The sequence below is a fragment of the Streptomyces avidinii genome (assembly GCF_045161815.1).
In the GTDB taxonomy this organism is placed as follows: domain Bacteria; phylum Actinomycetota; class Actinomycetes; order Streptomycetales; family Streptomycetaceae; genus Streptomyces; species Streptomyces avidinii.
Window position 1 is genome coordinate 1,244,979 of sequence record NZ_CP108863.1, and the last position, 25,629, is coordinate 1,270,607.

Sequence of the window (25,629 nt, forward strand, 5' to 3'; positions counted from 1 at the left end):
GTTTACGCCCCTTTGGTCGCTGAACCCGACGCGTCCTCGGCGTCCTGCGCGTCCTGGCCGGGCTCACCGGACAGTCCGCTGTGGAACGCCTCCAGCCACATGCCGGGGCCGCTGTCGTCCGCCGGCTGCGGCCTCTCGGCCGGCCGGGTGTCGTAGTCGTAGGTGGTGACACGGTCCTTCCGGCGTCGCTGCGGCAGACCGGTCGCGGTACGGTCGGCGGTCGGCCCGCCGCTGACGGGCGCCGGCCCGGGCGCCGGAACCCGGGCCGACCGCGGCGCGGACACGCCGGCCGACGGGTGGTGCGCGGGGTGCTCGCGCGGTGTGGCGGCCACGGCCCTGGGCCCCGAGGAGGAACCGATGCCGTGGGCGAGGCCGGTCGCCGCGGAGGCCGTGGTGATCAGGTGCTGCGGCACGATGACCACGGCGCGCACGCCGCCGTACGCGGACGAGCGCAGGGAGACCTGGAACCCGTACGCCTGCGCCAGCCGGCCCACCACCGCCAGACCCAGCCGCGGTGTCTCGCCCAGGTCGTTGAGGTCGATGCCGGACTGCGCCTGCGCGAGCATCTTCTCGGCGCGTGCGTGCGCCTCCTCGCTCATGCTCAGACCGCCGTCCTCGATCTCCACGGCGATGCCCGACTGCACCTCGACGGCGGTGAGGTGGACCCGGGTGTGCGGGGGCGAGTACCGGGTGGCGTTGTCCAGCAGCTCCGCGAGGGTGTGGATCAGTGGCTCCACGACCGGGCCGATGACGGCGACCTCGGAGACCGAGTGCAGTTCCACCCGCTGGTAGTCGATGATCCTCGACATCGCGCCGCGCATCACGCTGTAGAGCGTGACGGCCCTGCTCCACTGGCGGCCGGGACGCGCACCGCCGAGGACCGAGATGGAGTCGGCGAGCCTGCCGATCAGGGCGGTGCCGTGGTCGAGGCGCAGGAGGTCGCCGAAGACGTCCGGGTTGGTGCCGTGCCGGTCCTCCATCTCGCGCATCTCTTGAGCCTGCTGGTGGACGATCGCCTGCACGCGGCGGGCCACGTTCACGAAGGCCCGCTGCGCCGAGTCGCGAAGGCTCTCCTCGTTGTCGACCGCGTCGACGGAATGGGCGAGAACGGCTTGCAGGGCGGCTCTGAAGCGCGGGGTCAGGGCGGCGTCGTTGCCCCAGCGGTTGCCGTGTCCGCGGCGCCCGCCCAGGGCGGTCAGCACCTCCTCGGGCAGCTCGCCCCTGCGGAGGCGCTCGATGGCCTCGGGCAGCACCACGGCGGACAGACGGATCGCCTCGGCCTCCTGCCGGGACAGGGCATGCCGGAGGGCCGCCACCTGGGCGCGCTCCGCGGCGAGCGCGCGGCCGCGGCGCAGCGCTTCGACGAACACGGCGGCGGTGCAGACGGCGCCCGCGGCGATCAGCGCGGTGCCGACGGGTTCCGAGGAGGAGAGGAGCGCCCCGACCAGACAGGCGGCGGCCAGGGCGCCGAGCGTCGCGAGCACGGGGCCTCTCCCCTCCTCCGAGTGGACCGACTCGGGAGGAATGTCTTTTTGCTCCATCTGTGTCCTCGAATTATCGAAAAAGGCGACCTTAGGACCGGTGGGCGGGAGCATAACTACGCCCAACTGCCCGTACGGGCGCTTTCGTTGGAGTTCATCGGACCGAAGGAACAGTTATGCGCCATCAATAGGGGGCGAATTCCGGCAACCGCTGGCGCGCGTCCGCGTCACCCATCGACGTAAGAGCAGGTCGAGGGCATGCGACCCCCCGCACGGGGCGGAAACCCGCACGCACACCGGCGTCGGGGATGGCCGTATCGCGTCGTGCCGAAGTGGTGTCGCAGACGGAAATGCGCTAGGCAGCCGGCGCCGACGGCCGGCTCGGCTCCTGCCCGTGGCCTCCGCGAGCGTTGCTCACTGCTGCAGGCCGGGAGCCCGGTACTGGACCTGCTCGACCCTGCGCAGGGCGTCCAGCGTTTCGTCGACGCTCAGGAGAACGGTCGTCTCGAACGAGCTGAGCGCGCCACCCCCGCTGATCGCCAGCGCCACGGCGGCCATGGAGACGTTGTCCGGCGCCTCCCACAGGTTGTAGCCGTCGTGCGTACCGAAGGCGTACCAGAAGCCGTGGAGCTTCCCGCCGACGGACTCGATGTACGCCCCGGCGGCCTTTGCACGGTCCTCGGGGTGGTTGATGAGCCGGGCCCACGTCTCCGGCGTGTAGCTGAACCTCGACAGGTAGAGCGGCATGGTCTCTCTCCCCACTGCTCCGCCGGCACCGCCGATGAGCAGGTGACCGGGATCAGGGATCGGTTCGCCGACCTGACCATTGTCGCTCAGCACCCCCTGTCCCGGCCGGGTCGACCTGTCCGCCGCACATCGGTGTGCCGCCGGCCGGTCCGGCCGGCCGGAAGCGGGACCCGAAGGGGCAGCGGACGCCGCCGCCTCCGCCGTCCCGGTTCGGGTGGATCGGGACGGCGTGTCGGTGGGGGCCGCTAGGCTGCATGGATGGCACTTCCGGACGCTTCCCCCGACACCTCCGACGCTCTGCAGGTACTGCACCGCGTGTTCGGATACAGCTCCTTCCGCGGCGAGCAGCAGGAGATCATCGAGCAGGTCGTCGGCGGCGGCGACGCCCTCGTGCTGATGCCGACCGGTGGCGGCAAGTCGCTCTGCTACCAGATCCCGGCGCTCGTCAGAGACGGCACGGGCATCGTGATCTCGCCGCTCATCGCGCTCATGCAGGACCAGGTGAACGCGCTGACCGCCCTCGGGGTGCGGGCCGGATTCCTCAACTCGACGCAGGACCCGTACGAGCGGCAGGCCGTCGAGCAGGCTTTCCTGGCCGACGAGCTGGACCTGCTCTACCTGGCTCCCGAGCGGCTGCGGACCGAGAGCACCCAGCGGCTGCTCGACCGGGGCAAGGTGTCGCTCTTCGCGATCGACGAGGCGCACTGCGTCGCCCAGTGGGGGCACGACTTCCGGCCCGACTACCTCGCGCTGTCGATGCTGCACGAGCGCTGGCCGAAGGTGCCGCGGATCGCGCTGACCGCGACGGCCACCGAGGCCACCCACGCCGAGATCGTGGCGAGGCTGGGCCTGGAGGACGCCCGGCACTTCGTCGCCAGTTTCGACCGGCCGAACATCCAGTACCGGATCGCCCCGAAGAACAACCCGCTCAAGCAGGTGCTGGAGCTGATCCGGACCGAGCACGCCGGTGACGCCGGAGTCGTGTACTGCCTCTCGCGGGCCTCGGTGGAGAAGACCGCGGCCTTCCTGGTGGAGCAGGGCATCGACGCCGTGGCGTACCACGCCGGGATGGACGCCCGTACCCGCGCGGCGAACCAGGCGCGCTTCCTGCGGGACGAGGGAGTCGTGGTGGTGGCCACGATCGCCTTCGGCATGGGCATCGACAAGCCGGACGTGCGGTTCGTGGCGCACCTCGACCTTCCGAAGTCGGTCGAGGGCTACTACCAGGAGACCGGCCGGGCCGGGCGCGACGGCGAGCCGGCCACGGCGTGGCTGGCGTACGGCCTGCAGGACGTGGTGCAGCAGCGCAAGCTCATCGACGGTTCCGATGGCGACGAGACGCACCGCCGGTCCCTGGGCATGCACCTGGACGCCATGCTCGCGCTGTGCGAGACGGTCGACTGCCGCAGGGTGCGGCTGCTGGAGTACTTCGGGCAGTCGGGTGTGCCGTGCGGCAATTGCGACACGTGCCTGACGCCGGCCGAGTCCTGGGACGCGACGGTCGCCTCGCAGAAGCTGCTGTCGACCGTGTGGCGGCTGGCGAACGAACGGCGCCAGAAGTTCGGCGCCGGTCAGGTCATCGACATCCTCCAGGGCAAGAAGACGGCCAAGGTCATCCAGTTCGACCACGACGGGCTCTCGGTGTTCGGCGTCGGGGCGGACCTGGGTACCGCGGAGTGGCGGGGCGTCGTACGCCAGCTGCTGGCCCAGCGGCTGCTGGCCGTGGAGGGCGACTACGGGACGCTGGTGCTGACCGAGGACAGCGGCGAGGTGCTGGGCGGACGCCGCAGCGTCTCGATGCGGAAGGAGAAGGCGCCGGCGGGCCCCGCCCGCAAGGAGTCCGGATCCCGCTCGGGGAAGGGCGCCCGCGTGCCGGTCGACCTGCCGGCCGCGGCCGAGCCGGTCTTCCTGGCCCTGCGTGCCTGGCGGGCCGAGACGGCGAAGGAGCAGGGCGTACCGGCGTACGTCGTCTTCCACGACGCGACGCTGCGGGAGATCGCGACGCGGCTGCCCGCCACGGCTGAGGAGCTGGGCACCATCGGCGGCATCGGTGAGGCCAAGCTCGCCAAGTACGCCGAGGGCGTCCTCGCCACCCTGGCGGAGTGCGGGGCCACGGCCTCGGTCGCTGCCGCCGCCGCGCCCGCGCCCCCGCCCGGGTCCGGGTCCGGGTCCGGGTCCACCGCTGCGGCCCGCGCGGAGGCGCCGGACGCCGACGAGCCGCCGTTCGACCTGGACGAGATGGCCCCGCCGCCCTGGGACGACTGGCAGTAGCCGGCCGTCGTCGCACGGGAGACGGGGTCGGTGCCGCGGCGCCCTGCGTGAGCCCACCCGTGAAGTTACCGAAGGGTAGTCACGGGTGGGGCGGGACGGTAGCGTCGTCCTCCTTGGAGGGGAGAGCCATGTCCCGTACGTTCACCGTGTCCGACAGCATCGTCGTCCACGTCAGTCCCGCCGACGTCTACCGGCACGTTTCCGATCCCGCCCGGATGGGCGGATGGAGCCCGGAGAACCTCGGTGCCACCGTCCACGGCGAGGCCGGGGAGACCCATGTCGGGATGGTCTTCGACGGTCGGAACAAGCGCGGGTCCTTCCGCTGGACCACCCGGTGCACGGTGACGGCGGTGGAACAGGAGCGGCTGTTCCGGTTCCGGGTGCACGCCATCGGTATCCGGCGCCCACGGGTTCCCGGGCCCATCGCCACCTGGGAGTACCGGTTCGAGCCGGTACCGGAGGGCACGCGGGTGACCGAGACGTGGACCGACGACCGCCGCTCGTGGCCGGACTTCGTCGCCCACGCCTTCGACCGGATCGCCACACGGGGACACACCTTCGCCGATTTCCAGCGCAGGAACATCGCCACCACCCTGCGCAACCTCAAGAAGGCCCTGGAGCCGGCGTCCGACACGCGGTGACCCCGGCGTCCGCGCGTAAGACCCGCCCCACCGAGGAAGCCACATGAACCCTGCGCCCGAATCCTTCCGGCTCCTGCCCGGCGCCGCCGCGTCGCCGGTGATCCTTCACGTCCCGCACTCCTCGCGCCTCATACCGGAGTCCGTCCGCGACGGCATCGTGCTGGACGACCGGGAGCTGGAGCAGGAGCTGGACCACATCACCGACTCCCACACCGCGGACATCGCCGAGGCGGCAGCCGCCGGCTCCACCCTCACGCCGTGGCGGTTCGTCAACGGGCTGTCCCGCCTCGTCATCGACCCCGAGCGCTTCCCGGACGAGCGCGAGGAGATGCTGGCCGTGGGCATGGGAGCGGTGTACACGCGCACCACCCACCGGGAGCGCCTGCGCGCGGACGGCTTCGACGCCCGGCCGCTGGTCGACCGCTACTTCCACCCGTACGCGGACGCGATGACGCGGGCCGTGGAGGACCGGCTGGAGGCCGTCGGACGAGCCGTGATCATCGACGTGCACTCGTACCCGACGGAGCCGCTCCCGTACGAACTGCACGGCGCCGGCCCCCGGCCCCCGATCTGCCTGGGCACCGACCCCTTCCACACCGCGCCCGGCCTCCTCGCCGCGGCCGAGAAGGCCTTCGCGGGCTTCGGCGGCACGGGGCTCGACAGCCCCTTCGCGGGGACGTACGTGCCGCTGGAGCACTACGGCAGGGACCGGCGGGTCGGGGCGCTGATGGTCGAGATCCGCCGGGACGTGTACATGTCCGAGCCGGGCGGTCCCGCCGGTCCCGGCCTCGTCGCACCGGCGGCCGCTCTGGCCGAACTCGTGGACGCCCTGCTCCCGTAGACCCGTCCGACCGAAAGGGCCGGGTCCGTCGAACGACGGTCCCGGCCCTTCGGCGTGCACACCGGGCGTGATGGGGGCGTCACCCCGTGCGCCCTCCGGAAACCTGCACACCGTGTCCGCGATCTCGACAGCCGACCTCCTCCGTGTAGCGATACGCCGGATATGCCCTGTTCACTTAGTGGCGATTTATTCCGTTTAGTTCTGTGTAAGCAGCGCGTCGGTCGTATCTGTTACTCGATTCTGTGAAGAAGTCGCCACTATTCCGTGAATCAAGCTGCACGTCCGTCGACAGAGGTGGCCATCTGCCCGTGACGGGAAGTCAACAGAATTGGATGGGGGGCCCTTTCGCGTGCTTTCATCGTCCGCATCGCAGCAGTCGGGAACGGCGGCAGAGTTTCGTGCCGCCGGCCGCGCAGCGTGAATTCCTCCCCCCAATGAAAGGTGCGCGCCATGCGTAACGACCTTGAGACCCGTGAGATCGACGACACCGAGCTGGACGCCGTCTCCGGCGGCATCATCAGCGTGTCCGGCGGCCTGGGCGGCGCCGTGACCAGCGACGTCAGCAACATCGTGGGCGTCGTGGGCTCCCTCGACACCGTCCAGGCCGCGCAGGGCATCGTGTCCCACGTCCCCGGCCTCGTCACGGGCCTCACCGGCGTTTCGGTGAACGCCGGTCGCGCCGGTCTCTGATCGGGAAATACCCGTGAACCCCGGAGCGTCCCCCACGGCTCCGGGGTTCTCGGCCGTCCCTGCGCCCGCCCGAAGATACGAATGCAGTTGAAGGAACAGTCCGTGCAGTTTCGCCAAAAGGCTCTTTCCAAGCTGCAATCGCCCGAAGAACTCGACCTGCCCGTTCGCTTCGCCCGCCCGCAGGGGCGACTCGTCCTGGCCGTCACGGTCGTCGTCATGGCGGCCGCGACGTACTGGGCCTTCACCGGCACCGTGTCGTCCAGGCTGAGCGCAGCCGGAATCCTCACCCGGGCCGAGGGCAGCTACGTGCTGCAGACCCCGATCGCGGGCCAGGTGACGGAGGTCCTCGCCCAGGAGGGCCAACTGCTCACCGCCGGCGCGCCCCTGCTCAATGTCCGTACGGAGCAGGGTGAACGTCCCGTGCGCCTGGTGACCGGCGGCCGGTTGACGACACTCGTGGCCAAGGTGGGCGCGGTCATCGCCACCGGTGCCGACGTGGCCACGGTGGAACGCGTGAAGGATCCGCGGGACCCACTGGTCGCCGTGCTGTACGTGCCGGGCAACAGCGGTGCGGCGATCCCCGTGGGCGCCCCGGTCGACCTGAGCCTCCAGTCCGTCCCGCGGCAGCAGTTCGGGATGCTGCGCGGCCGCGTCGAGGCGGTCGGCCGCGCACCCCTGACGCAGGCACAGATCGGCGGTTTCCTCGGCGACAGCGCGCTCGCCGAACAGTTCTCCCGCCACGGCAGCCCCGTGGCCGTGGTCGTCGCGCTCGACCGCTCCTCCTCCACCCCGTCCGGCTACCGGTGGTCCTCCTCGGGCGGGCCCCCGTACGCCGTCGATTCGAGGACGCCGGTCACCGGCGCCGTCCACCTCGCCGCGCAGCGCCCGGTCGACTGGCTGCTGCCGTGACCGCGCCGCACCTCCCTCCCGCCGGGCGCCGCCGCCACCGCCCCGGACCGAAGGGCGGCTCCCGGCGCAGGGCCGCGCCCGCACCCGCCCCCAGGGGCAGGACGCCCCGCGCCGTACGCACCCCCACCGTGCTGCAGATGGAGGCGGTGGAGTGCGGCGCCGCCGCCCTGGCCATGGTGCTCGGCCACTACGGCCGCTTCGTCCCGCTCGAAGAACTGCGCATCGCGTGCGGCGTCTCCCGCGACGGCTCCCGCGCCAGCAACCTCCTCAAGGCCGCCCGTGGGTACGGGCTGAAGGCCAAGGGCATGCAGATGGACCTGGCCGCGCTCGCCGAAGTGAGCGGCCCGGCCGTCCTCTTCTGGGAGTTCAACCACTACGTCGTCTACGACGGCACGGCACGGCGGCTCGGCCGTCGGGGCGTGTACATCAACGACCCCGCCAAGGGCCGCCGGTTCGTCCCCATCGACGAGTTCGACACCAGCTTCACCGGCGTCGTCCTCACCTTCGAACCCGGCGAGGACTTCCGCCGCGGCGGCCGCAGGCCGGGCGTCCTGGGGACTGTGCCGGCCCGTCTGCGGGGCACCTCGGGCACCATGGCCGCCGCCGTGATCGCCAGCCTCCTCCTGGTCGTCGTCGGTGCGGCGGTGCCGGCCCTGAGCCGTACGTACATCGACATGTTCCTCATCGGCGAGCAGACCTCCCTGCTGGGTGTGCTGTTCGCCTCGATGGCCGTCGCCCTCGTCCTCACCGCGACCCTCACCGCCCTGCTGCAGGCCAACCTGCTGCGCGGGCGCATCATCTCCTCGACCCTGGGCAGTGCCCGCTTCTTCCGGCACCTGCTCAGGCTTCCGGTCACCTTCTACTCCCAGCGCAACCCGGCCGATCTGGTCCAGCGCCTGCAGTCCAACGACACGGTCGCCGAGACCCTCGCCCGGGACCTGTCCGCCGCCGCTGTGGACGCCGTGGTGGTGCTGCTCTACGCGGTGCTGCTGTGGACCTACGATCCGCAGCTCACCCTCGTCGGTGTGGCCGTGGCGCTGCTCAACGTGGTCGCCCTGCGGATCGCGATCCGGGTCAGGGCCACCGGTACCCACAAGCTGCGCGCCGAGAGCGCCCGGCTGACCAACACCTCGTACAGCGGCCTCCAGCTCATCGAGACGATGAAGGCCACGGGCGGCGAGAACGGCTTCTTCCGCCGCTGGGCCGGACAGCACGCGGTCACCCTCGACGTGCAGCAGCGGCTCGGCGTGCCCAGCGCGTGGCTGGCGATCGTCGCGCCCACCCTCGCTGCGTTCAACAGCGCGCTGATCCTGACGATCGGCGGGCTGCGGGCGGTGGAGGGACACCTCACCGTGGGCCTGCTCGTCGCCTTCCAGGCCCTGGTGACCAGCTTCACCGCCCCGATCTCCCGGCTGGGCGGCGTCGCCGGCCGGATCCAGGACTTCGCGGCCGACGTCGCCCGGCTCAGGGACGTCGAGAACTTCCCGGTCGACCGGGTCTACGCACGGCGCGAGCCCGCGGCCTCCACCCGACGGCTCAAGGGCCATGTGGAGCTGGAAAGCATCACCTTCGGCTACAACCCGCTGGACGCCCCGCTGCTCAAGGAGTTCTCGCTCACGGTCGGACCCGGGCAGCAGGTCGCACTCGTCGGCGGCTCCGGCAGCGGCAAGTCCACCGTCTCCCGGCTGATCTCCGGCCTCCACGCCCCCTGGGCCGGGGCCATCCGCATCGACGGGATGCGGCTGGAGGACATCCCGCGCGGCGCGCTGGCCGCTTCCGTCTCCTTCGTCGACCAGGACGTCTTCCTCTTCGAGGGCACCGTCCGCGACAACGTCACCCTCTGGGACCCCTCCATCCCGGACGAGGCCGTGATCGCCGCCCTGGAGGACGCCGCCGTGCACGAGGTGGTCGCCCGCCGCCCCGGCGGCATCCACAGCCGCGTCGAACAGGACGGGCGCAACTTCTCCGGCGGCCAGCGCCAGCGCCTGGAGATCGCGCGGGCGCTGGTGCGCCGCCCCAGCGTGATGGTGCTCGACGAAGTGACCAGCGCCCTGGACGCGGTGACCGAGCAGGTCATCATCGAGAACCTGCGCCGCCGGGGCTGCGCCTGCGTGGTCATCGCCCACCGGCTGAGCACGGTGCGCGACAGCGACGAGATCGTCGTGCTCGACCGGGGCACGGTCGTGGAGCGGGGGCGGCACGAACATCTGGTGGCCGCGCAGGGCCGGTACGCCGCACTGGTCAAGGAGCACTGAGGTGACGTACGCACAGCACACGAGCGCCGCGGCCACCGGTGCCGCCGACGCTGCCGGCGCCGTCGGCCCGGCGGGCGGGGCTCCGGACCCGGTCGTCGCGGCCCTGGGTGCGCTGGGCTCGCCGGTCGACTGCACGGGCATGCGCAGCCTGTCCCTGGAAGGTCCGCTCGTCCTGTGGCTGGTGGTCCAGGGCGAACTGGACCTGTTCGCGGTGGACGCCGCGCAGGGCGGTCACTGGCACTTCCTGGGCCGGCTGGAGCCGGGCACGCTGCTGCTCGGCCCCGCCGAGGGCCCCGACCACACCCTGGTCGGCCGGCCCCTGCCGGGGTGCCGGCTGCGCCGCATCGGGCTGCGGGAGCTGTACCGCCCGCAGGACCCCCAGTACCCGCAGTACCCGCAGTACACCGATGATGGAGGGCAGTACGGCCCCGCGGCCGCAGGACTGCCGAGCCCCCTCGAGGACGCCTTCGCGCGTGGCATCGGCCGCGGGCTGCGCGTGCTCTACCAGGCACCGCTGGACGGCACCGCCACGACCGGGCACGGCGGAGCCGACGAGGACATCCTCTGGATGCGGATCACCCCGGGCAGCGTGCAGTACGGCGCCGTGTACGAGGCGGAGGCGGTGGGCACCCTCCTCGTCGACGCGGCGATGTGGCAGGGCATGGTCGACCAGCAGTACCGGCTGCTCTACGCCCTGGACGACTGGATCGAACAGCTCGAACGCGCACACGAGGACCGTACGGCGGCCGGGATCGAAGCGGGCCGGGCGGCCCGCACCCAGGCGGACCGGACGCTGCTGGCGTCCATCGCCCGCGCCGGCGGCCGGGATCCCCACCGGAACGCGGGCGTGGACGCGACCCTCGCCGCGTGCCGCGTCGTCGCCGACGCGGCACGCATCCCCCTGACCGCACCGGGCGGGGCCGATGCCGCGTCCGAGCAGCTGGATCCCGTCGAACGCATCGCGCTCGCCTCGCGGATCCGCACCCGGGTGGTCAGGCTCGGCGGGCGCTGGTGGCGGGAGAACAGCGGCCCGCTGGTGGGGCGGCGCGAGAAGGACGGCGCGCCGGTGGCCCTGCTGTGGCGGCGCGGCGGCTACGAGGCGGTCGACCCCGCCACCGGCGCGCGCGACCGCATCGGGAAGAGCAACGGTGCCGCCTACGAACCGCGCGCCGTCATGCTCTACCGCCCCCTGCCCGACGGGCGGGTGAGCCTGCCGGCACTGCTGCGGTTCACTGCGCGCGGCACCCTGCCGGAGCTGCGCACTCTGATGCTGGGCGGGCTGGTTTCGGTGGTCCTGGGCGCACTGGTGCCGGTCGCCACCGGCCAGGTCCTCGGCCGGTACGTCCCGCAGGGCGAGACCGGCCTCATCGTGCAGACCGGGCTGGCGCTGATCGCGACCGCCGTGGTCTCGGCCGTCTTCATGCTCCTGCAGAACACCTCCCTGCTGCGCATGGAGGGCCGCATCGAGGCCACCCTGCAACCCGCCGTGTGGGACCGGCTTTTGAGGCTGCCGGCGAAGTTCTTCACCGGTCGCTCCACCGGCGAACTGGCCGGCGCGGCGATGGGCATCAGCGCCATCCGCCGCGTGCTGTCCGGCATCGGCCCGGTCTGCGTGCAGGCGGGCGCGGTCGGGGCGGTCAGCTTCGTGCTGCTGCTCGTCCACAGCGTGCCGCTGGCGATGGCGGCGCTGGCCATGCTCGTCGTGGTCGCGGGGATCTTCCTGGGCCTGGGACTGTGGCAGTTGCGGTACGAGCGCCGGCTGAACACGCTCGGCCACCGGCTGGGCAACCAGGCCTTCCAGACCCTGCGCGGCCTGCCCAAGCTCCGGGTCGCGGCGGCCGAGAGCTTCGCGTACGCGGCCTGGGCGAAGGAGTTCGCCCGTACCCGGGACCTGCAGCAGCGCATCGGCCGGACACAGAACGTCAGCACGGTCCTCGGCGCCGTCCACCTGCCGCTGTGCACGCTCGTCATGTTCGTGCTGCTGGCCGGCCCGGCCCGCGGCGCCCTGTCCGCCAGCGAGTTCCTCACCTTCAGCACCGCGCTGACGATGCTGCTGTCCTCGGTCACGCAGGTGACCGGGGCGCTCCTCTCGGCCGCCGCGGTCCTGCCGATGTTCGAGCAGATCCGGCCGCTCCTGCGGGAGATCCCCGAGGTGGACCGCTCCAGTACCCGCCCCGGAGAGCTGACCGGTGCCATCGAGGCCAGGAACCTGTCCTACCGCTACACCGACGACGGCCCGCTCGTACTCGACGACGTCGGCCTCCGGGTCGGACCGGGCGAGTTCGTCGCGATCGTCGGGGCCAGTGGCTGCGGCAAGTCGACCCTGCTGCGGCTGCTCATCGGATTCGACCGGCCCGTCTCGGGCAGCGTGCTCTACGACGGCCAGGACCTGGCGGCGCTCGACCGGGCGGCCGTACGCCGCCAGTGCGGCGTGGTGCTGCAGAACGCCCAGCCCCTCTCCGGCTCGATCCTCGACTGCATCTGCGGCGCCGGGACGTTCTCGCTGGAGGAGGCGTGGGAGGCAGCGGCGATGGCGGGCCTGGCGGAGGACATCAAGGCCATGCCGATGGGCATGCACACCATCCTGTCCGACGGCGGCGGCACCGTCTCGGGCGGTCAGCGCCAGCGGCTGATGATCGCCCAGGCGCTCGTCCGCAAGCCCCGCGTCCTGTTCCTCGACGAGGCCACCAGCGCGCTGGACAACGAGGCCCAGCGCGTGGTCATCGAATCCACCCGCGCGCTGCGGACCACCCGCCTGGTGATCGCCCACCGCCTCTCCACGGTCATGGACGCCGATCGCGTGATCGTCATGGCGGACGGCCGCATCGTCCAGCAAGGGCCGCCCGCCGAACTGCTCGCCGACACGACCGGCCTCTTCCACGGCCTGGTCCGTCGGCAACTGCGTTGACAGACGAAAGTGTGAGTGGTTGAGTACTCACATGAAGAGCGAACGACCCCGCCAGCTGTCCACCGCCGAGGAGCGCCGCGAGACGGTGCTGCGCACCGCCATCGGCGCCTTCGCGGCGCGCGGCTACTGGGGCACCACCACGACCGAGGTGGCGAAGGCGGCCGGCATCTCGCAGGCGTACGTCTACCGCTTGTTCCCGAACAAGGAACTGCTGTTCACGGCCGTGGTCGAGCACTGCTTCGTGCAGGTCCGGGCCAGTCTGGAGCGGGCGGCGGCCGAGGCGGAGGGCAGCTCCCCCGAGGCGGTGCTGGGGGCCATGGGGGATGCGTACGCGCTGCTGATCAGCGACAACGACCTGATGCTGATCCAATTGCACGCCCAGGCCGCGGCCGTATCCGAGCCGGCCGTCCGCGAGGCGGTCCGGCAGGGCTACGCCCGCCTGGTGGAGTACGTCCGCGGCGCCTCGGGCGGCACCGAGGGGCAGGTCCAGGAGTTCTTCGCACAGGGCATGCTGTGCCACCTCATCGTCTCGATGGGGGCCGACGAGGTCGATGCCCCCTGGACCCGAACCCTGTCCGCGGGCATCAAGCATTTCTGACGCACGACCGACGTCCGACCGTTCGGCGGGGCACCCGGCTCCGCCCTTTCTTCGACCTAAAGAGTGAGTGGTCAACCACTCAAGGAGGATCGCCGTGCAACCCGCCACCACCCGCAGCCCCGGAGCGGCACTCGCCGCGCTGGCCGGAGCGCAGTTCACCGTCATGCTCGCCACCTCGATCGTGAACGTGGCCCTGCCGCAGATCCGCGACGGCGTCGGGCTGTCGGACAACGGCACCACGTGGGTGGTCAACGCCTACGGCCTGGCCTTCGGCGCACTCCTGCTGGCCGGTGGCAGGGCGGCCGACCTCATCGGCCGGCGCCGGGTACTGCTCGCGGGGATCACGCTGTTCGGCGCCGCGTCACTGGCGGCGGGACTGGCCGCCTCGGCCCCGGTCCTGATCGCGGCCCGCGCGGTGCAGGGTCTGGGCGCGGCGGCGATCGCCCCCGCGGCGCTGGCCCTGGTGATGGACCTCTTCCCGCCGGGCCCCGGGCGGGGAAGGGCACTGGGGGTGTGGGGCGCCGTGTCCGGCGCGGGAGCCGCGGCCGGAGTCCTGCTGGGCGGCGTCCTCACCCAGGCGTGGGGCTGGCAGTGGGTCTTCCACGCCGTGGCCATCGGCGCACTCCCGGTCCTGGTCGGTGTCGCCGTGAGCGTGCCGCGGACCGCGGTCACCGGCGGCGGCCGGTTCGACCTGCCCGGCAGCATCACGGCCACCCTCGCGGTGACCTCCCTGGTGTGGGGCCTGACCACGGCCCGCCGGTCGGGCTGGACGGACGCCTCCGTCCTCGGGGCCTTCGCCCTCACCACGGTGCTGGCGGGCGCGTTCGTCCTGGTCGAGCGCCACCACCCGAACCCACTGCTGCCGCCCCGCCTGTTCCGTACGGGTCGGGTCACCGCCGGCAATCTGCTCATGGCCCTGCTGGGCTCGGTGTGGATCGCCCTGTTCTTCTTCCTCCCGCTCTACCAGCAGCAGGTCCTCGGCTCCAGTCCCCTGGCCGCCGGACTGGGCCAACTTCCGCTGGCCGCGGCCAACATGCTGGGCTCCACCCTCGCCCCGCGGATCTCCCGCCGGTTCGGCGCCACCGCGACGGTGACCGCGGCCCTGCTGACCGAGGCGGCCGGGCTGCTGTGGCTGACCCGGATCAGCGCCCACGGCGGTTACCTCACCGACGTCCTCGGCCCGAGCATCCTCATCGGGCTGGGCCTGGGCATCGCCTTCGTCCAGCTCACCGCCCTGTCCGTGGAGGGCGTCCCCGGGCAGGACGCCGGGCTGGCCGGGGGCCTGGTGAACACCACCCGGCAGGTCGGCGGCGCGATCGGCCTCGCCGTCCTGGCCACCCTCGCCGGAACCACCACCGCTCACGCGACCGCGCACCGGCCGCACCTCGAAGCGCTCACCGCCGGCTACCGCGCCGCCTTCGGCGTCTCCTCCGCCGTCCTCGCGGCCACCGCCGTCCTCACCCTGCTCCTCATCCGTACCGGCACCCGTCGCGCCCGGGCCGTTCCCGCCACCGCGGCCCCGCGTCCGTAACCACCGCACGTCAACCGAACCGAGAGGAAGAACACGCATGTTCACCATCGACGAGTCCGCACCCGTCATCGTCCGCCTGTCCACCGTGATCGACGCCCCGCTGGAGCGGGTCTGGGAGCTGCACACCCGGATCGACGACTGGCCGAGCTGGAACGCGGACGTCGACCGGGCCGTGCTCGACGGCCCGCTGGTACCGGGCAGCTCCTTCGGCTGGAAGACGCACGGCCTGGACATCACCTCCACCGTCCTCGAGGTCGTTCCCGGTGAGCGGGTGGTCTGGGGCGGCCCGGCCGCCGGCATCGAGGGCGTCCACGTGTGGACCTTCGAGCGGGCCGGGAGCCGGGTGCGGGTCCGTACCGAGGAGTCCTGGAGCGGCGCCCCCGTCGACGCCGCCACCGACGAGCTCGGCCGGGCCCTGCACGACTCGCTGACCGCCTGGCTCGCCGCCCTCAAGGCCCGCGCCGAGCAGACCGGCTGACCTCCGTCCCGGTCACCCGGTCACCCGGTACCACCACCCGCCAGCCGCGACCCAACGCACCCAACGCACCCACAACCCGAGCGAGGTTCCTGCCATGACCATCGACACGCCCTACCTGATCGGCCATTACACCCCGGCCGTCGACGAGCTCACCGCCACCGAACTGACCGTCGAGGGCTCTCTGCCGCCGGAGCTCACCGGCCGGCTGATCCGCAACAGCCACAACCCCAAGGCCGGCGTCACCCCCACCCACTGGTTCAAGGGCAGCGGCATGGTCCACGGCATCCGGCTGCGCGAGGGCCGTGCCGAGTGGTACCGCAACCGCTGGGTGCGGACGCCCGCCCTGGACGGCGCCCCCTACATGACCGACCACGGCCCCGACCTGACCGCCAGCACCGCCGGCACCCACGTCATCGAACACGCCGGACGCCTCCTCGCCCTGTGCGAGGCGAACCTCCCCTTCGAGCTCACCCCGGAACTGGAGACGGTCGGCGCCCACGACTTCGACGGCAAACTGCGCGGCGCCATGACCGCGCATCCGAAGACGGACCCGGTCACCGGCGAGTTGCACTTCTTCGGCTCCTCGCCCCTCCCTCCCCACCTCATGTACTACGTCGCAGACGCCGACGGCCGGATCACCCACAGCGCCGAAGTACCGGGGGCGACCGCCGCCCTCAAGCACGACTTCGCCATCACCCGCCACTACGTGGTCTTCATCGAGGGCACCGTCACCTTCGATCCCACCGAGCACTCCGGTATCCCCTACGGCTGGAACGACGCGCAGCCGGCCAGGATCGGCGTCATGCCCCGCGGGCCCCGGGGCGCCGAGGCGATCCGCTGGTTCCCCATCGAGCCGGGCAGCATGCTGCACGCCGCCAACGCGTACGAGGACGCCCGGGGCCGCATCGTGCTGGAGGGCCCGACCGTGGACCGGGAGGGCTTCCGGCTCTCGTGGAACTGGTGGGTCGGCGCCCCGGGCCGCGGCACCGAGCCCAATGCCCGCTCCTACAACCGCCGATGGGTCATCGACCTGGCCGCCGACAGCGTAGCCGAGCAGATCACCGACGACCTCGCGATCGAATTCCCGACGCTCAACGAGGAGTTCCTCGGCTCCGAGCACCGCTACCAGTACGCGATATCCTTCCCCGACCAGGAGGGCCAGGGCGGCTACGGCATCGTCAAGTACGACCGCACCACCGGCGCCCGGGACATCCACGAGGCCGGCGACGCCCGCCTGCCCAGCGAGGCCGTGTTCGTCCCCGCCGCCGGTGCCACCCGCGAGGACGACGGCTATCTCCTCACCGTCGTCTCCGACCTCAAGCAGGACGCCTCCCAGCTCCTGGTCCTGGACGCCTCCGGCCTCGACCGGATCGCCACCGTGCACCTGCCGCGCCGCGTCACCGCCGGAATCCACGGCTCCTGGATCCCCGACAGCGACCTCGACGGCTCCGACCACTGACCGCTGACCACTGACCACTGACCGCTCACGACCGTGTCCCGGGGGCTCCCGACTCCCCCGGGGCACGGTTGGTTCCCGGTCCGCTACTGGAGGCTGGACAGGTCGACCGAGTCGGCCGGCGCCGGGGGTACGGCCTTGACGGGCTCGTCGAAGGCCGAGAAGGAGGCGGTCACCCGCTCGCCGGACTCCTCGGTGCCCTGGACCTGGAGCAGGTACGGCTTGTCCTCGGTGGAGACCTGGTACGTGCCGGTCCTGCCCTCGCGGCGGCTGGTGACCGTGATGGCGGGCCGGCCGTCGACGGTGGTCCGGGAGCCCTTGACCAGCTGTTCGCTCGTCGGCTTCGAGGAGAACTCCTTCTTGAAGAAGTCCAGGTCGCAGACCTGGGCGAATTCGCGCAGCATCGGGCTGTCCGTGGTGCCGTGCAGGTAACGGCCGTTGACGAGCGCGATCGCGTCGTCGGCCCCGGGACCCGGTACCTGGGCCTTCAGCAGGGCGTCGTCGAGCTTCATCCAGACGTCGTCGCCGCGTTTGATGATGTCGGCCGTACCCGCGTTGCCGGGGGGCGTGACGCTGCCGACGCAGTTGCCCTGCTCGTCGAACCGGAGATCAAGTGTGGTGGTGCCGGACGTGTCGGTCACCTTGCCCACCAGGCGCATCGAGGTGACGCCGGCCATGGCCTCGCGCGAGGCCTGTGCGATGGCCTGGGCGCTCTCGTCGGCGATGCCGTTGTCATCGGCTCCGGCCGTGGTCCCACTCGCGAGGACCAGCAAGCAGGCGGCTCCGGCGGTGGCGCAGCGGGCCGCGGCTGCCCTGGATACGGACATCGGGCATCACCTTCCTCGGGCCGTGTCAGGACCGCGGCGGGCCTCACCGCCCCGCCGCTCCCCGGCGCGGCCGGTCACCTGATCAGCGTAGGTCCGCACCGCGGCGGGCGCAGTCCGGGCGGCCGACGGCACGATCGCACGGGCAGGGCGTGCGGACGGCCGCGACGACAGGCGGAGGCGGATTCGGCCGGACCCGGCCGGGACGGCCCCGGTGTCGGGCAGCATGGTGCCCGATCACGTCCCCGCAGCACCGCCGATGGAGGGTTGGATGACCAGTTCCGCGTCCTTGCCGCCGACGAGGACTCGCCTCGCCGTGACCGTGACGGCTGCCGTCACCGCACTCACGATGGCCGGTTCGGTCACCTCCGCGGCGGGCGCACCGCCACCGGAGCCGAAGGCTCCGCGCGCGTTCGTGGCACTGGGCTCGGTCGACCCGACGATCCTGCAGGAGATGCGGTACGTGCGTCCGCACAACTTCGTCGGCGAGCCGGTCGACGGCTACCGCCGGCCCGTCTGCATCCTGACCCGCCCGGCCGCGGAGGCCCTGCACCGGGCCCAGGTGCGCCTGCTGCGCCAGGGGTACTCGCTCAAGGTGTACGACTGCTACCGGCCGCAGCGGGCCGTCGACCACTTCGTACGGTGGGCGAAGGACCTCGGGGACGAGCGGCGGAAGGCGGAGTTCTATCCGCGCGTCGAGAAGTCCCGGCTGTTCGAGGACGGCTACATCGCCGAGAAGTCGGGGCACAGCCGGGGCAGCACCATGGACGTGACCCTCGTACGGCTGCCGGCGCTACCCGCCCCCCGCCCGCGGCCGGGGCAGGAGTCGGTGCCCTGCTACGCACCCCGGGCGGAGCGGTACCCGGACAACTCCGTCGACATGGGCACGGGTTTCGACTGCTTCGACACGCTGTCGCACACCGACGACCCGCGCGTCCAGGGGGCGCAGCGCGCGAACCGGGACCTCCTGAAGTCGGCGCTGACGGCTGAGGGGTTCGTCAACCTGCCCGAGGAGTGGTGGCACTTCACGCACAAGCCGGAGCTGTTCCCCGACACGTACTTCGACTTCCCCGTCGCACACCGGTCGGTCGCCGGACGCCGCCCCTGAGATCGGCCCCGACTCCGGTCGACGTCGCCGTGCACTCCAGGGGTCACGTCGGGACGGGACCCGTGGCGCCTCAGCGGGAGGGAGCGGACAGCACGAACCAGGTCGACTTGCCGGTGGCCGTCCGGGCGCTGCCCCAGGATTCGCTGAGCTGGTCGAGGAGGTCGAGACCGCGGCCGCCCTCGGCGCCGAGGTCGGTGGTGCGGCGTACGGGGGCGGTGTCGCAGGTGTCCTCCACCTCGCACATCAGCCGGTCGCCCGTCGCGCGCAGGTTGAGCCGCAGGGGCCCCCTCGCGTGCCGCAAGGCATTGCCGACCACTTCGCTGACCAGCAGTTCGGCAGTGTCGGTGAGCTGGTCCAACTCCCACGCCCGCAGGCTTCCGCGGGCCAGCCGGCGGGCCCGGCCGGCCGAGGAGAGGTCCCGGGGCAGGGGCCACGACGCCTCGCGGTCGGTCGCCCGGGCGGCAGGCGCGCAGAGGGGTCGCAGGGGCTCCAGGTTCCGCGCCCAGAGGCCCAGGTGCCGAGTGAGCCACGAGGTCGACGCGTTCTTCCTGACCCATTCCGCGCCGCGTGCTGTGGAGGGGGCGGTGGGGCGGGCCATGGTCATCAGTCCCTTCTGTGCCGGTGGCCCGGACGTTCGGTGGGTGTCGTTCGGCCGGGCGGGGGCTCGGCCACGTTCATGTAGCAGGCGCTACATTTACAGAATACACGTAGCGGGCATTACAGTAAAGACATCCCCAAAATTCCCTATAACGGACATGGGCCCGCACCCGCCCGTTCCTTCCGGAGGTATCCGTGCCACGCCCCCCTGACGAGGCCAAACGCCGCGACCTGCTGCAACGGGTCCGTGCGTATGTGCGAGGCCACGGTCTGTCCGAACTGTCCCTGCGCCCCCTCGCACGCGACCTCGGCACCAGCGACCGCATGCTGCTCTACTACTTCGGCACCAAGGAGCACATGGTGGCGGAAGCCCTCGCCCTGGACGAGCAGCGGCCCATCCTCCGGCTGCGGCAGCTGCTCGACTCGCACGATCCGCCACGGGACGCCGCTGCGCTGCGGCGGATGATGGAGCGGGTGTGGCAGCAGTTCCACGTCCCGGGCATCCAGGCCGCCCTCCCGCTCTACCTGGAGATGATGGCCGCCAGCGTGCTGCGCCCGGAGCGGTACGGGCCCGTGATGCGGGACATCCTCACCGAATGGACCGACCTGACCGCCGGCCTCTTCACCGGCCTGGGCCTGCCCCCGGCCCGGGCGCGGGCCGAGGCGACCCTCCTCGTCGACAGCACGTTCGGGCTGCTGCTCGCGCCGCTCGCCGACGGCGACCGGGACCGGGCCGACCGCGCCTTCGCCCTCCTCCTCGACCGCCTGGAACCCGGCTGGCGGACCCCCGGGGCATGACACGGCCGCCGGGATGCGCGGGACGCGGCGGCAGCGGACAGTGGAGGCGGGGCCTTCGGCAGACCGGGAGGACCCACGTGACGGACGACCGCCCCACGCCACATCAGACGCCACACCGGACGCCTCCCCCGACGGCTTCGCCGTACATGACGGAGGCGGCCTTCCGTTCCCTCCACGCCGAGCTGCGCCGACGGGCACCCACGGGCGCGGAGCACCGGCACGGAGCCCTCGCCCACCTGACCCCGGACCGCTTGGTCGCCGCCGCCGCCGAAGTGCGCCTCGGGCGCACCGTGTCACTGGCCGCCCCCATCGAGACGCAACCGGGTCCGGACGATCCGCAGCCCGCCGTGTACCGCCTGACCGCCCCGACCGGGCCGGAGACCGGAACGCCGGGTGTGCACTTCGCCCTGGACCGGTTCGCCATGAACGTGCACGGGGACGCCCACACCCATCTCGACGCGCTGTGCCACGTCGTCTTCGACGGAGAGCTCCACGGCGGCGTCCCGGAGAGCCGCCTGGCGGCGGGCGGTGCCCGTCGGATCACCCTCGACCTGGTGCGCGACGGGATCGTCGGCCCCGGGGTCCTGCTGGACGTCCCGCGGCTGCGCGGGGTCCCCTGGCTGGAGCCCGGGGACTTCGTGACCGTCGAGGAGCTCACGGCGGCCGAGGAGGCCCAGGGCGTCCGGATCGGTCCGGGCGACCTGCTGCTCGTACGGGTCGGACACCGCCGTCGGCGCCGGGAGACCGGCGCCTGGGACGCGGCGCACTCCCGGGCGGGGCTGCATCCGGCGTGCATGGAGCTGCTGGCCGAGCGGCAGGTCGCCGTCCTCGGCTCGGACGGCAACAACGACACCGCACCGAGCCCGGTGAACGGCGTCCCGTTCCCCGTGCACGTCCTGGCTCTGCACGCCCTGGGCATGCACCTCCTGGACTACCTGGACCTGGACGAACTGGCCCACGCGTGCGCGGAGCTCGGGCGCTGGCGGTTCCTGTGCACGGTGGCACCGCTGCGGCTGCCGGGGGCCACCGGGTCACCGGTGAACCCGATCGCCGTCCTGTGACCGGCGTGCGCATCCCCGGGTGCCGCACCGCCGTGGTGCGTATACGTTCGAAGGGGGACCCTGCCGCGACAGGCCCACCGGGCGGCGGCACCACGAGCCGAGGACGGTGATCCGGTTGAACGACGCTTCGCACTACGACGTCATCGTCATCGGAACGGGGGCGGGCGGAGGCACGCTCGCCCACCGGCTCGCCCCGTCCGGAAAGCGGGTGCTGATCCTCGAACGCGGCGGCTTCCTCCCCCGCGAACGTGACAACTGGGACTCCACCGCGGTGTTCGTCAAGGGGAAGTACCGTGCGCCCGAGTTCTGGTTCGACCGGCACGGCCGCGAGTTCCCTCCCGAGGTCAACTACTACGTCGGCGGCAACACCAAGTTCTACGGCGCGGCGCTGTTCCGGCTGCGCCCGGAGGACTTCGGGGAACTGCGCCACCACGACGGGCTCTCGCCCGCCTGGCCGCTCCGTTACGAGGACCTGGAGCCGTACTACACCCAGGCGGAGCACCTCTACCGGGTGCACGGCCGGCACGGCGAGGACCCCACGGAGGGCTCGGCGAGTGCCCAGTACGCCCATCCGCCGGTGCAACACGAGCCGCGGATCCAGCAGTTGAGCGACGATCTGGAGAAGCAGGGTCTGCACCCCTTCCACCTGCCCATCGGGGTGGATCTGGACCAGGACGCGACCGGCCGGGCGACCCCGTCCAGCGTCTGCATCCGCTGCAACCGGGTCGACGGCTTCCCGTGCCTGGTACGCGGCAAGTCCGATGCCCAGGTGATCTGCGTGGAGCCGGCGCTGCGGCACCCGGGCGTCGAACTGGTCACCCACGCCCACGTGCTGCGGCTCGAAACGGACCCGACGGGACGCACGGTCAGCTCGGTCGTCGCCCGCCTGGCCGACGGCGAGGAGGCCCGATTCTCGGCCGACCTGGTCGTCGTGGCCTGCGGCGCGGTCAACTCGGCCGCGCTGCTGCTCGCTTCGGCGAACGACCGGCACCCGCGGGGCCTCGCGAACGGTTCGGACGTGGTCGGGCGGTTCTACATGCGCCACAACAACCTGGCCCTGATGGCCATCTCCAGGGAACCGAACGACACTCAGTTCCAGAAGACCCTCGCCCTGCACGACTGGTACCTGGGCGCCGACGACTGGGACTACCCCCTCGGCGGGATCCAGATGCTCGGCAAGTCGGACGCCGAGCAGATCCACGGCGAGGCCCCGCGCTGGGCCGGAGCGGTGACCCCCGACATGCCGTTCGAGGTGATGGCCCACCATGCGGTGGACTTCTGGCTCTGCGGGGAGGACCTGCCGCTGCCCGACAACCGCGTCACCCTGGACGGCGACGGGCGCATCCACCTCGCGCTCGACGAGTCCCACAACACGGCCGGGCTGAAGCGGCTTCGGCACAAGCTCCAGAGCATGCTGGGCCGACTCGGCATGCACGAGCACCACCTGCTGGACCACAGCCTCTACCTGCACAAGGGCATGCCGATCGGCGCCACCGCGCACCAGGCCGGCACCGTACGCTTCGGCACCGACCCGGCGTCGTCGGCGCTGGACCTCAACTGCAAGGCGCACGACCTGGACAACCTGTACGTGGTCGACACGAGCTTCTTCCCGAGCATCGGCGCGGTCAATCCGTCCCTGACGGCCATCGCGAACGCCCTGCGGGTCGGCGACCACCTCCTGGAGCGGATGGGCTGACCCCGCGGCGGGACACGGCCGACCGGGCGAAGATCCTGGGCCGGGTGGCGCAACACGGATCATGGTGGGCCGCCGCGCCCCGGGCGCGGTGATTGGGTGTCGCCGGACCGCCAGGGGCGCCGTCATCCCGACGGCGCGGGGTGGCGGTGCGAAGGAGGCAGTCCGTCGTGAGTTCCACCGAGGGCGTACCCCAGGGCGTGATCCCCGCACACCTGCTCCGGGGCCAGAAGGCACTCGTGACGGGTGCGAACTCCGGCATCGGCAAGGCCACGGCGATCGGCATGGGCCGGGCCGGGGCGGACGTGGTCGTCAACTACGTGTCCGGGCGGGAGGAGGCCGAGAAGGTCGTCGAGGAGATCGCCTCCTTCGGGGTGCGCGCGGTGGCGTACGAGGCGGACGTGTCCGACGAGGACCAGGTCGTGGCCATGACGAACCGCATGGTCGAGGAATTCGGGACCATCGACATCCTCGTCGCCAACGCCGGCCTGCAACGGGACTCCGCCTTCACCGAGATGACGCTCGCCCAGTGGCAGAAGGTCATCGACGTCAACCTGACCGGTCAGTTCCTGTGCGCCCGCGAGGCGACGAAGGAGTTCCTGCGGCGCGGGGTCGTACCGGAGGTCTCCAGCTCCGCCGGCAAGATCATCTGCATGAGCTCGGTGCACCAGATCATCCCGTGGGCGGGGCACGTGAACTACGCCTCCTCCAAGGGCGGCGTGCAGATGATGATGGAGACCCTGGCCCAGGAGCTCGCCCCGCAGAAGATCCGCGTCAACGCCATCGCCCCCGGCGCGATCCGGACGCCCATCAACCGCAGCGCCTGGGACACGAAGCAGGCCGAGCAGGACCTGCTCAAGCTGATCCCGTACGGCCGCGTCGGCGACCCGGCGGACATCGCCCACGCGGCCGTCGGCCTCGCCTCCGACCTCATGGACTACGTCGTGGGCACCACGCTGTACGTGGACGGCGGAATGACCCTCTTCCCGGGCTTCGCCACCGGCGGCTGACCCTCCATCGGCTTCGGCCGCCGGTTCCCGGAGCCCGGCGGCGGATCGCCGAAGCACCGTACGGCACGCGCAGAATGGACCCTTGCCAGCCACTGCCCGCCGTATCGAAAGCGACTGCCATGGATCGTCTCCCCGCGGACCCGACCGTGCTCCACCCGTTTCCGGACCAGCCGCGCGTGGTGTTGCTGAAACCGCTGCTGAAGTCACCGCTGATCGAGGTCGGGGAGTACTCGTACTACGACGACCCGGAGGATCCGACCGCGTTCGAGACCAGGAACGTCCTCTACCACTACGGGCCGGAGCGGCTGGTCATCGGGAAGTTCTGCGCGCTGGGCACCGGCGTCCGGTTCATCATGAACGGGGCCAACCACCGTATGGACGGCCCCTCCACGTTCCCCTTCCCCATCATGGGCGGCTCCTGGGCCGAGCACTTCGACCTGCTCACGGACCTGCCCGCCAGGGGGGACACCGTCGTCGGCAACGACGTCTGGTTCGGTTACAGCACGACGGTCATGCCCGGAGTGCGCATCGGGCACGGCGCCGTCATCGCCTCCGGTGCCGTCGTGGTCGACGACGTCCCCGACTACGGCATCGTCGGCGGCAACCCGGCCGGACTCATCCGCACGCGCCATACCGACGAGGACATCGCCCGCCTGCTCTCGATCGCCTGGTGGGACTGGCCGACGGCGCACCTCACCGAACACATCCGGACCGTCATGTCGGGCACCGTCGACGACCTCGAAAAGGCCGCACCCCGAGCCTGAGCGGACAGGGCCGACAAGGGAGTACAAGTCGGCTCTAACGCAGGCGCGCTGTCGCGAGGTGGATGGTGAAGGCGCAGGGAACGTGCCCGTCCGAGGTCGTCATATCCCGCACCTCGGCGAAGAAGGCCCGGCGCAGACGCTCCACCGTCGCCCGATCGAGCGGGCCGAGGTCATAGAGACCGGAAACAAAAACGGCTGGGGCTCCGCGAAGAAACTGCGCCGAGTACCCCGACCTCAGCGTCAAGTACTTCGACACCGAAGGCCGAGAAGGGGACCAAGTACACGATCCCCGAGGCGCCCGAAGGCAGGTCCGACCTGACGATGAGGAAGGGCGCACCGGGATGCCGGACCCGTCCATCATCACCGGACTGGGCGGATGCCTCGGAAACCTGCACAGCTACAGCTACCCGTACGGCGGGAACTGGAGCGACAAGGCCGACGAAGTGACCATGTAACACCCCACTGTCAACCGAGCCCCGCACTGACTACGGTGTCGGGGCTCTCCCCTTCCTGCACCCGAGGAGCCCGCCTTGATCACACGCCGTCTGCTGCTGACCGCATCCCTCCTTGCACTGTCGGGATGCTCGCTGGAGGACCATCCGAAGGGAGACCTCGCCGTACCCGACCGTCTCACACCCCAGCCCCACGGGTTCTACCTCCAGGACGAGGCCAGGGACGGCGAACTCTTCAAGGCATGGGCAGCCGCCGAAAACAACTCGGACTGGTCCGTAGTGAGCCACGTGAAGGCGGTGCAGCGCGTGGTGGAGGGAGACGCGGTGTACGCCTACGTCCACACCGACCTGAACCCGAAGAAGGACGACCCCGACATGCAGGCCCAGGCGATCGGAGAGGCGTACACACAGTGGCCTCAGCGTGCCACGGACGCGGTCTGGATCGGTGTCTTCCACGCACAGGGCAAGCGCATGGGAAGGGCCATGATGGTGGAGCCTCAGCGAAGCTGACGACAT

22 protein-coding genes are annotated in these 25,629 nt (G+C 71.6%); 18 read left to right on the top strand and 4 right to left on the bottom strand.

What is annotated here, in order from left to right:
- Positions 1 to 2: 2 nt before the first annotated feature.
- Positions 3 to 1,541, bottom strand: coding sequence for a sensor histidine kinase (locus tag OG373_RS05725; protein WP_405436365.1), 1,539 nt, complete (start codon positions 1,539 to 1,541; stop codon positions 3 to 5).
- Positions 1,542 to 1,895: 354 nt separating this feature from the next.
- Entirely contained in the window at positions 1,896 to 2,228 is a 333-nt protein-coding gene (locus OG373_RS05730) for a GYD domain-containing protein (RefSeq protein WP_405436367.1), read from the bottom strand.
- Between the two features lie 258 nt (positions 2,229 to 2,486).
- Here OG373_RS05730 and recQ point away from each other — a divergent pair, with 258 nt between their 5' ends.
- The 11 genes from recQ to OG373_RS05785 all read left to right on the top strand — a co-directional run bounded on the left by recQ (position 2,487) and on the right by OG373_RS05785 (position 16,809).
- Entirely contained in the window at positions 2,487 to 4,499 is a 2,013-nt protein-coding gene (gene recQ, locus OG373_RS05735) for a DNA helicase RecQ (protein WP_405436369.1), read from the top strand.
- A gap of 128 nt (positions 4,500 to 4,627) precedes the next feature.
- Positions 4,628 to 5,140: an SRPBCC family protein gene (locus OG373_RS05740; RefSeq protein WP_405436371.1), complete on the top strand. Its 513-nt coding sequence runs from the start codon at positions 4,628 to 4,630 to the stop codon at positions 5,138 to 5,140.
- Between the two features lie 43 nt (positions 5,141 to 5,183).
- Positions 5,184 to 5,981: an N-formylglutamate amidohydrolase gene (locus OG373_RS05745; RefSeq protein ID WP_405436373.1), complete on the top strand. Its 798-nt coding sequence runs from the start codon at positions 5,184 to 5,186 to the stop codon at positions 5,979 to 5,981.
- Between the two features lie 450 nt (positions 5,982 to 6,431).
- Positions 6,432 to 6,671, top strand: coding sequence for a hypothetical protein (locus tag OG373_RS05750; protein WP_397728039.1), 240 nt, complete (start codon positions 6,432 to 6,434; stop codon positions 6,669 to 6,671).
- Between the two features lie 102 nt (positions 6,672 to 6,773).
- Positions 6,774 to 7,580, top strand: a complete 807-nt coding sequence (locus tag OG373_RS05755; protein ID WP_405436375.1) for a hypothetical protein — start codon at positions 6,774 to 6,776, stop codon at positions 7,578 to 7,580.
- Positions 7,577 to 9,835 (top strand): NHLP family bacteriocin export ABC transporter peptidase/permease/ATPase subunit, encoded by a 2,259-nt coding sequence (locus OG373_RS05760; RefSeq protein WP_405436377.1) that lies wholly within the window; start codon positions 7,577 to 7,579, stop codon positions 9,833 to 9,835. The genes OG373_RS05755 and OG373_RS05760 overlap by 4 nt, the downstream gene beginning before the upstream one ends.
- A 1-nt stretch (position 9,836) precedes the next feature.
- Positions 9,837 to 12,743, top strand: coding sequence for an NHLP bacteriocin export ABC transporter permease/ATPase subunit (locus OG373_RS05765; RefSeq protein ID WP_405436378.1), 2,907 nt, complete (start codon positions 9,837 to 9,839; stop codon positions 12,741 to 12,743).
- 31 nt (positions 12,744 to 12,774) lie between these two features.
- Positions 12,775 to 13,341 carry a TetR/AcrR family transcriptional regulator gene (locus OG373_RS05770; RefSeq protein WP_405436380.1) on the top strand — a complete coding sequence of 189 codons (567 nt, stop codon included), beginning with the start codon at positions 12,775 to 12,777 and terminating at the stop codon, positions 13,339 to 13,341.
- Between the two features lie 94 nt (positions 13,342 to 13,435).
- The gene (locus OG373_RS05775) at positions 13,436 to 14,872 is read left to right on the top strand and encodes an MFS transporter (protein ID WP_405436382.1); all 1,437 of its coding nucleotides are present in this window, start codon (positions 13,436 to 13,438) and stop codon (positions 14,870 to 14,872) included.
- A 37-nt stretch (positions 14,873 to 14,909) separates the two neighbouring features.
- Complete coding sequence (locus tag OG373_RS05780; protein WP_405436384.1) at positions 14,910 to 15,350, top strand: SRPBCC family protein; 441 nt, start codon at positions 14,910 to 14,912, stop codon at positions 15,348 to 15,350.
- 94 nt (positions 15,351 to 15,444) lie between these two features.
- Positions 15,445 to 16,809 carry a carotenoid oxygenase family protein gene (locus OG373_RS05785; RefSeq protein WP_405436386.1) on the top strand — a complete coding sequence of 455 codons (1,365 nt, stop codon included), beginning with the start codon at positions 15,445 to 15,447 and terminating at the stop codon, positions 16,807 to 16,809.
- An 83-nt stretch (positions 16,810 to 16,892) separates the two neighbouring features.
- Here the strand turns inward: OG373_RS05785 and OG373_RS05790 are convergent, their stop codons facing one another.
- Complete coding sequence (locus OG373_RS05790) at positions 16,893 to 17,633, bottom strand: hypothetical protein (protein ID WP_405436387.1); 741 nt, start codon at positions 17,631 to 17,633, stop codon at positions 16,893 to 16,895.
- A gap of 346 nt (positions 17,634 to 17,979) precedes the next feature.
- On the opposite strand from OG373_RS05790, the gene OG373_RS05795 reads away from it, so the two are divergent.
- Positions 17,980 to 18,738: a M15 family metallopeptidase gene (locus OG373_RS05795; RefSeq protein ID WP_405443953.1), complete on the top strand. Its 759-nt coding sequence runs from the start codon at positions 17,980 to 17,982 to the stop codon at positions 18,736 to 18,738.
- 70 nt (positions 18,739 to 18,808) lie between these two features.
- On the opposite strand, the gene OG373_RS05800 is transcribed toward OG373_RS05795, so the two are convergent.
- Positions 18,809 to 19,336 carry an ATP-binding protein gene (locus OG373_RS05800; protein ID WP_405443955.1) on the bottom strand — a complete coding sequence of 176 codons (528 nt, stop codon included), beginning with the start codon at positions 19,334 to 19,336 and terminating at the stop codon, positions 18,809 to 18,811.
- Positions 19,337 to 19,530: 194 nt separating this feature from the next.
- Here OG373_RS05800 and OG373_RS05805 point away from each other — a divergent pair, with 194 nt between their 5' ends.
- The 6 genes from OG373_RS05805 to OG373_RS05830 all read left to right on the top strand — a co-directional run bounded on the left by OG373_RS05805 (position 19,531) and on the right by OG373_RS05830 (position 25,623).
- On the top strand, positions 19,531 to 20,133 hold the full coding sequence (locus tag OG373_RS05805) for a TetR/AcrR family transcriptional regulator (RefSeq protein WP_405436388.1): 603 nt from the start codon (positions 19,531 to 19,533) through the stop codon (positions 20,131 to 20,133).
- 146 nt (positions 20,134 to 20,279) lie between these two features.
- A complete protein-coding gene (locus OG373_RS05810; protein ID WP_405436390.1) occupies positions 20,280 to 21,194 on the top strand; it encodes a cyclase family protein in 915 nt (304 codons plus the stop codon).
- A 115-nt stretch (positions 21,195 to 21,309) separates the two neighbouring features.
- Positions 21,310 to 22,890 (top strand): GMC oxidoreductase, encoded by a 1,581-nt coding sequence (locus tag OG373_RS05815; RefSeq protein ID WP_405436392.1) that lies wholly within the window; start codon positions 21,310 to 21,312, stop codon positions 22,888 to 22,890.
- Positions 22,891 to 23,102: 212 nt separating this feature from the next.
- Entirely contained in the window at positions 23,103 to 23,897 is a 795-nt protein-coding gene (locus OG373_RS05820) for an SDR family oxidoreductase (protein ID WP_397728325.1), read from the top strand.
- A 119-nt stretch (positions 23,898 to 24,016) separates the two neighbouring features.
- Positions 24,017 to 24,661: a CatB-related O-acetyltransferase gene (locus OG373_RS05825; RefSeq protein ID WP_405436394.1), complete on the top strand. Its 645-nt coding sequence runs from the start codon at positions 24,017 to 24,019 to the stop codon at positions 24,659 to 24,661.
- 530 nt (positions 24,662 to 25,191) lie between these two features.
- Entirely contained in the window at positions 25,192 to 25,623 is a 432-nt protein-coding gene (locus tag OG373_RS05830) for a hypothetical protein (protein ID WP_405436396.1), read from the top strand.
- Positions 25,624 to 25,629 lie beyond the last annotated feature (6 nt).

Coding starts and splice junctions, on each gene's coding strand:
- OG373_RS05780 (WP_405436384.1), top strand. CDS start 14,910: ATGTTCACCATCGACGAGTCCGCACCCGTCATCGTCCGCCTGTCCACC.
- OG373_RS05730 (WP_405436367.1), bottom strand. CDS start 2,228: ATGCCGCTCTACCTGTCGAGGTTCAGCTACACGCCGGAGACGTGGGCC.
- OG373_RS05810 (WP_405436390.1), top strand. CDS start 20,280: ATGACGGAGGCGGCCTTCCGTTCCCTCCACGCCGAGCTGCGCCGACGG.
- OG373_RS05790 (WP_405436387.1), bottom strand. CDS start 17,633: ATGTCCGTATCCAGGGCAGCCGCGGCCCGCTGCGCCACCGCCGGAGCC.
- OG373_RS05740 (WP_405436371.1), top strand. CDS start 4,628: ATGTCCCGTACGTTCACCGTGTCCGACAGCATCGTCGTCCACGTCAGT.
- OG373_RS05750 (WP_397728039.1), top strand. CDS start 6,432: ATGCGTAACGACCTTGAGACCCGTGAGATCGACGACACCGAGCTGGAC.
- OG373_RS05725 (WP_405436365.1), bottom strand. CDS start 1,541: ATGGAGCAAAAAGACATTCCTCCCGAGTCGGTCCACTCGGAGGAGGGG.
- OG373_RS05745 (WP_405436373.1), top strand. CDS start 5,184: ATGAACCCTGCGCCCGAATCCTTCCGGCTCCTGCCCGGCGCCGCCGCG.
- OG373_RS05795 (WP_405443953.1), top strand. CDS start 17,980: ATGGCCGGTTCGGTCACCTCCGCGGCGGGCGCACCGCCACCGGAGCCG.
- OG373_RS05770 (WP_405436380.1), top strand. CDS start 12,775: ATGAAGAGCGAACGACCCCGCCAGCTGTCCACCGCCGAGGAGCGCCGC.
- recQ (WP_405436369.1), top strand. CDS start 2,487: ATGGCACTTCCGGACGCTTCCCCCGACACCTCCGACGCTCTGCAGGTA.
- OG373_RS05800 (WP_405443955.1), bottom strand. CDS start 19,336: ATGGCCCGCCCCACCGCCCCCTCCACAGCACGCGGCGCGGAATGGGTC.
- OG373_RS05825 (WP_405436394.1), top strand. CDS start 24,017: ATGGATCGTCTCCCCGCGGACCCGACCGTGCTCCACCCGTTTCCGGAC.
- OG373_RS05785 (WP_405436386.1), top strand. CDS start 15,445: ATGACCATCGACACGCCCTACCTGATCGGCCATTACACCCCGGCCGTC.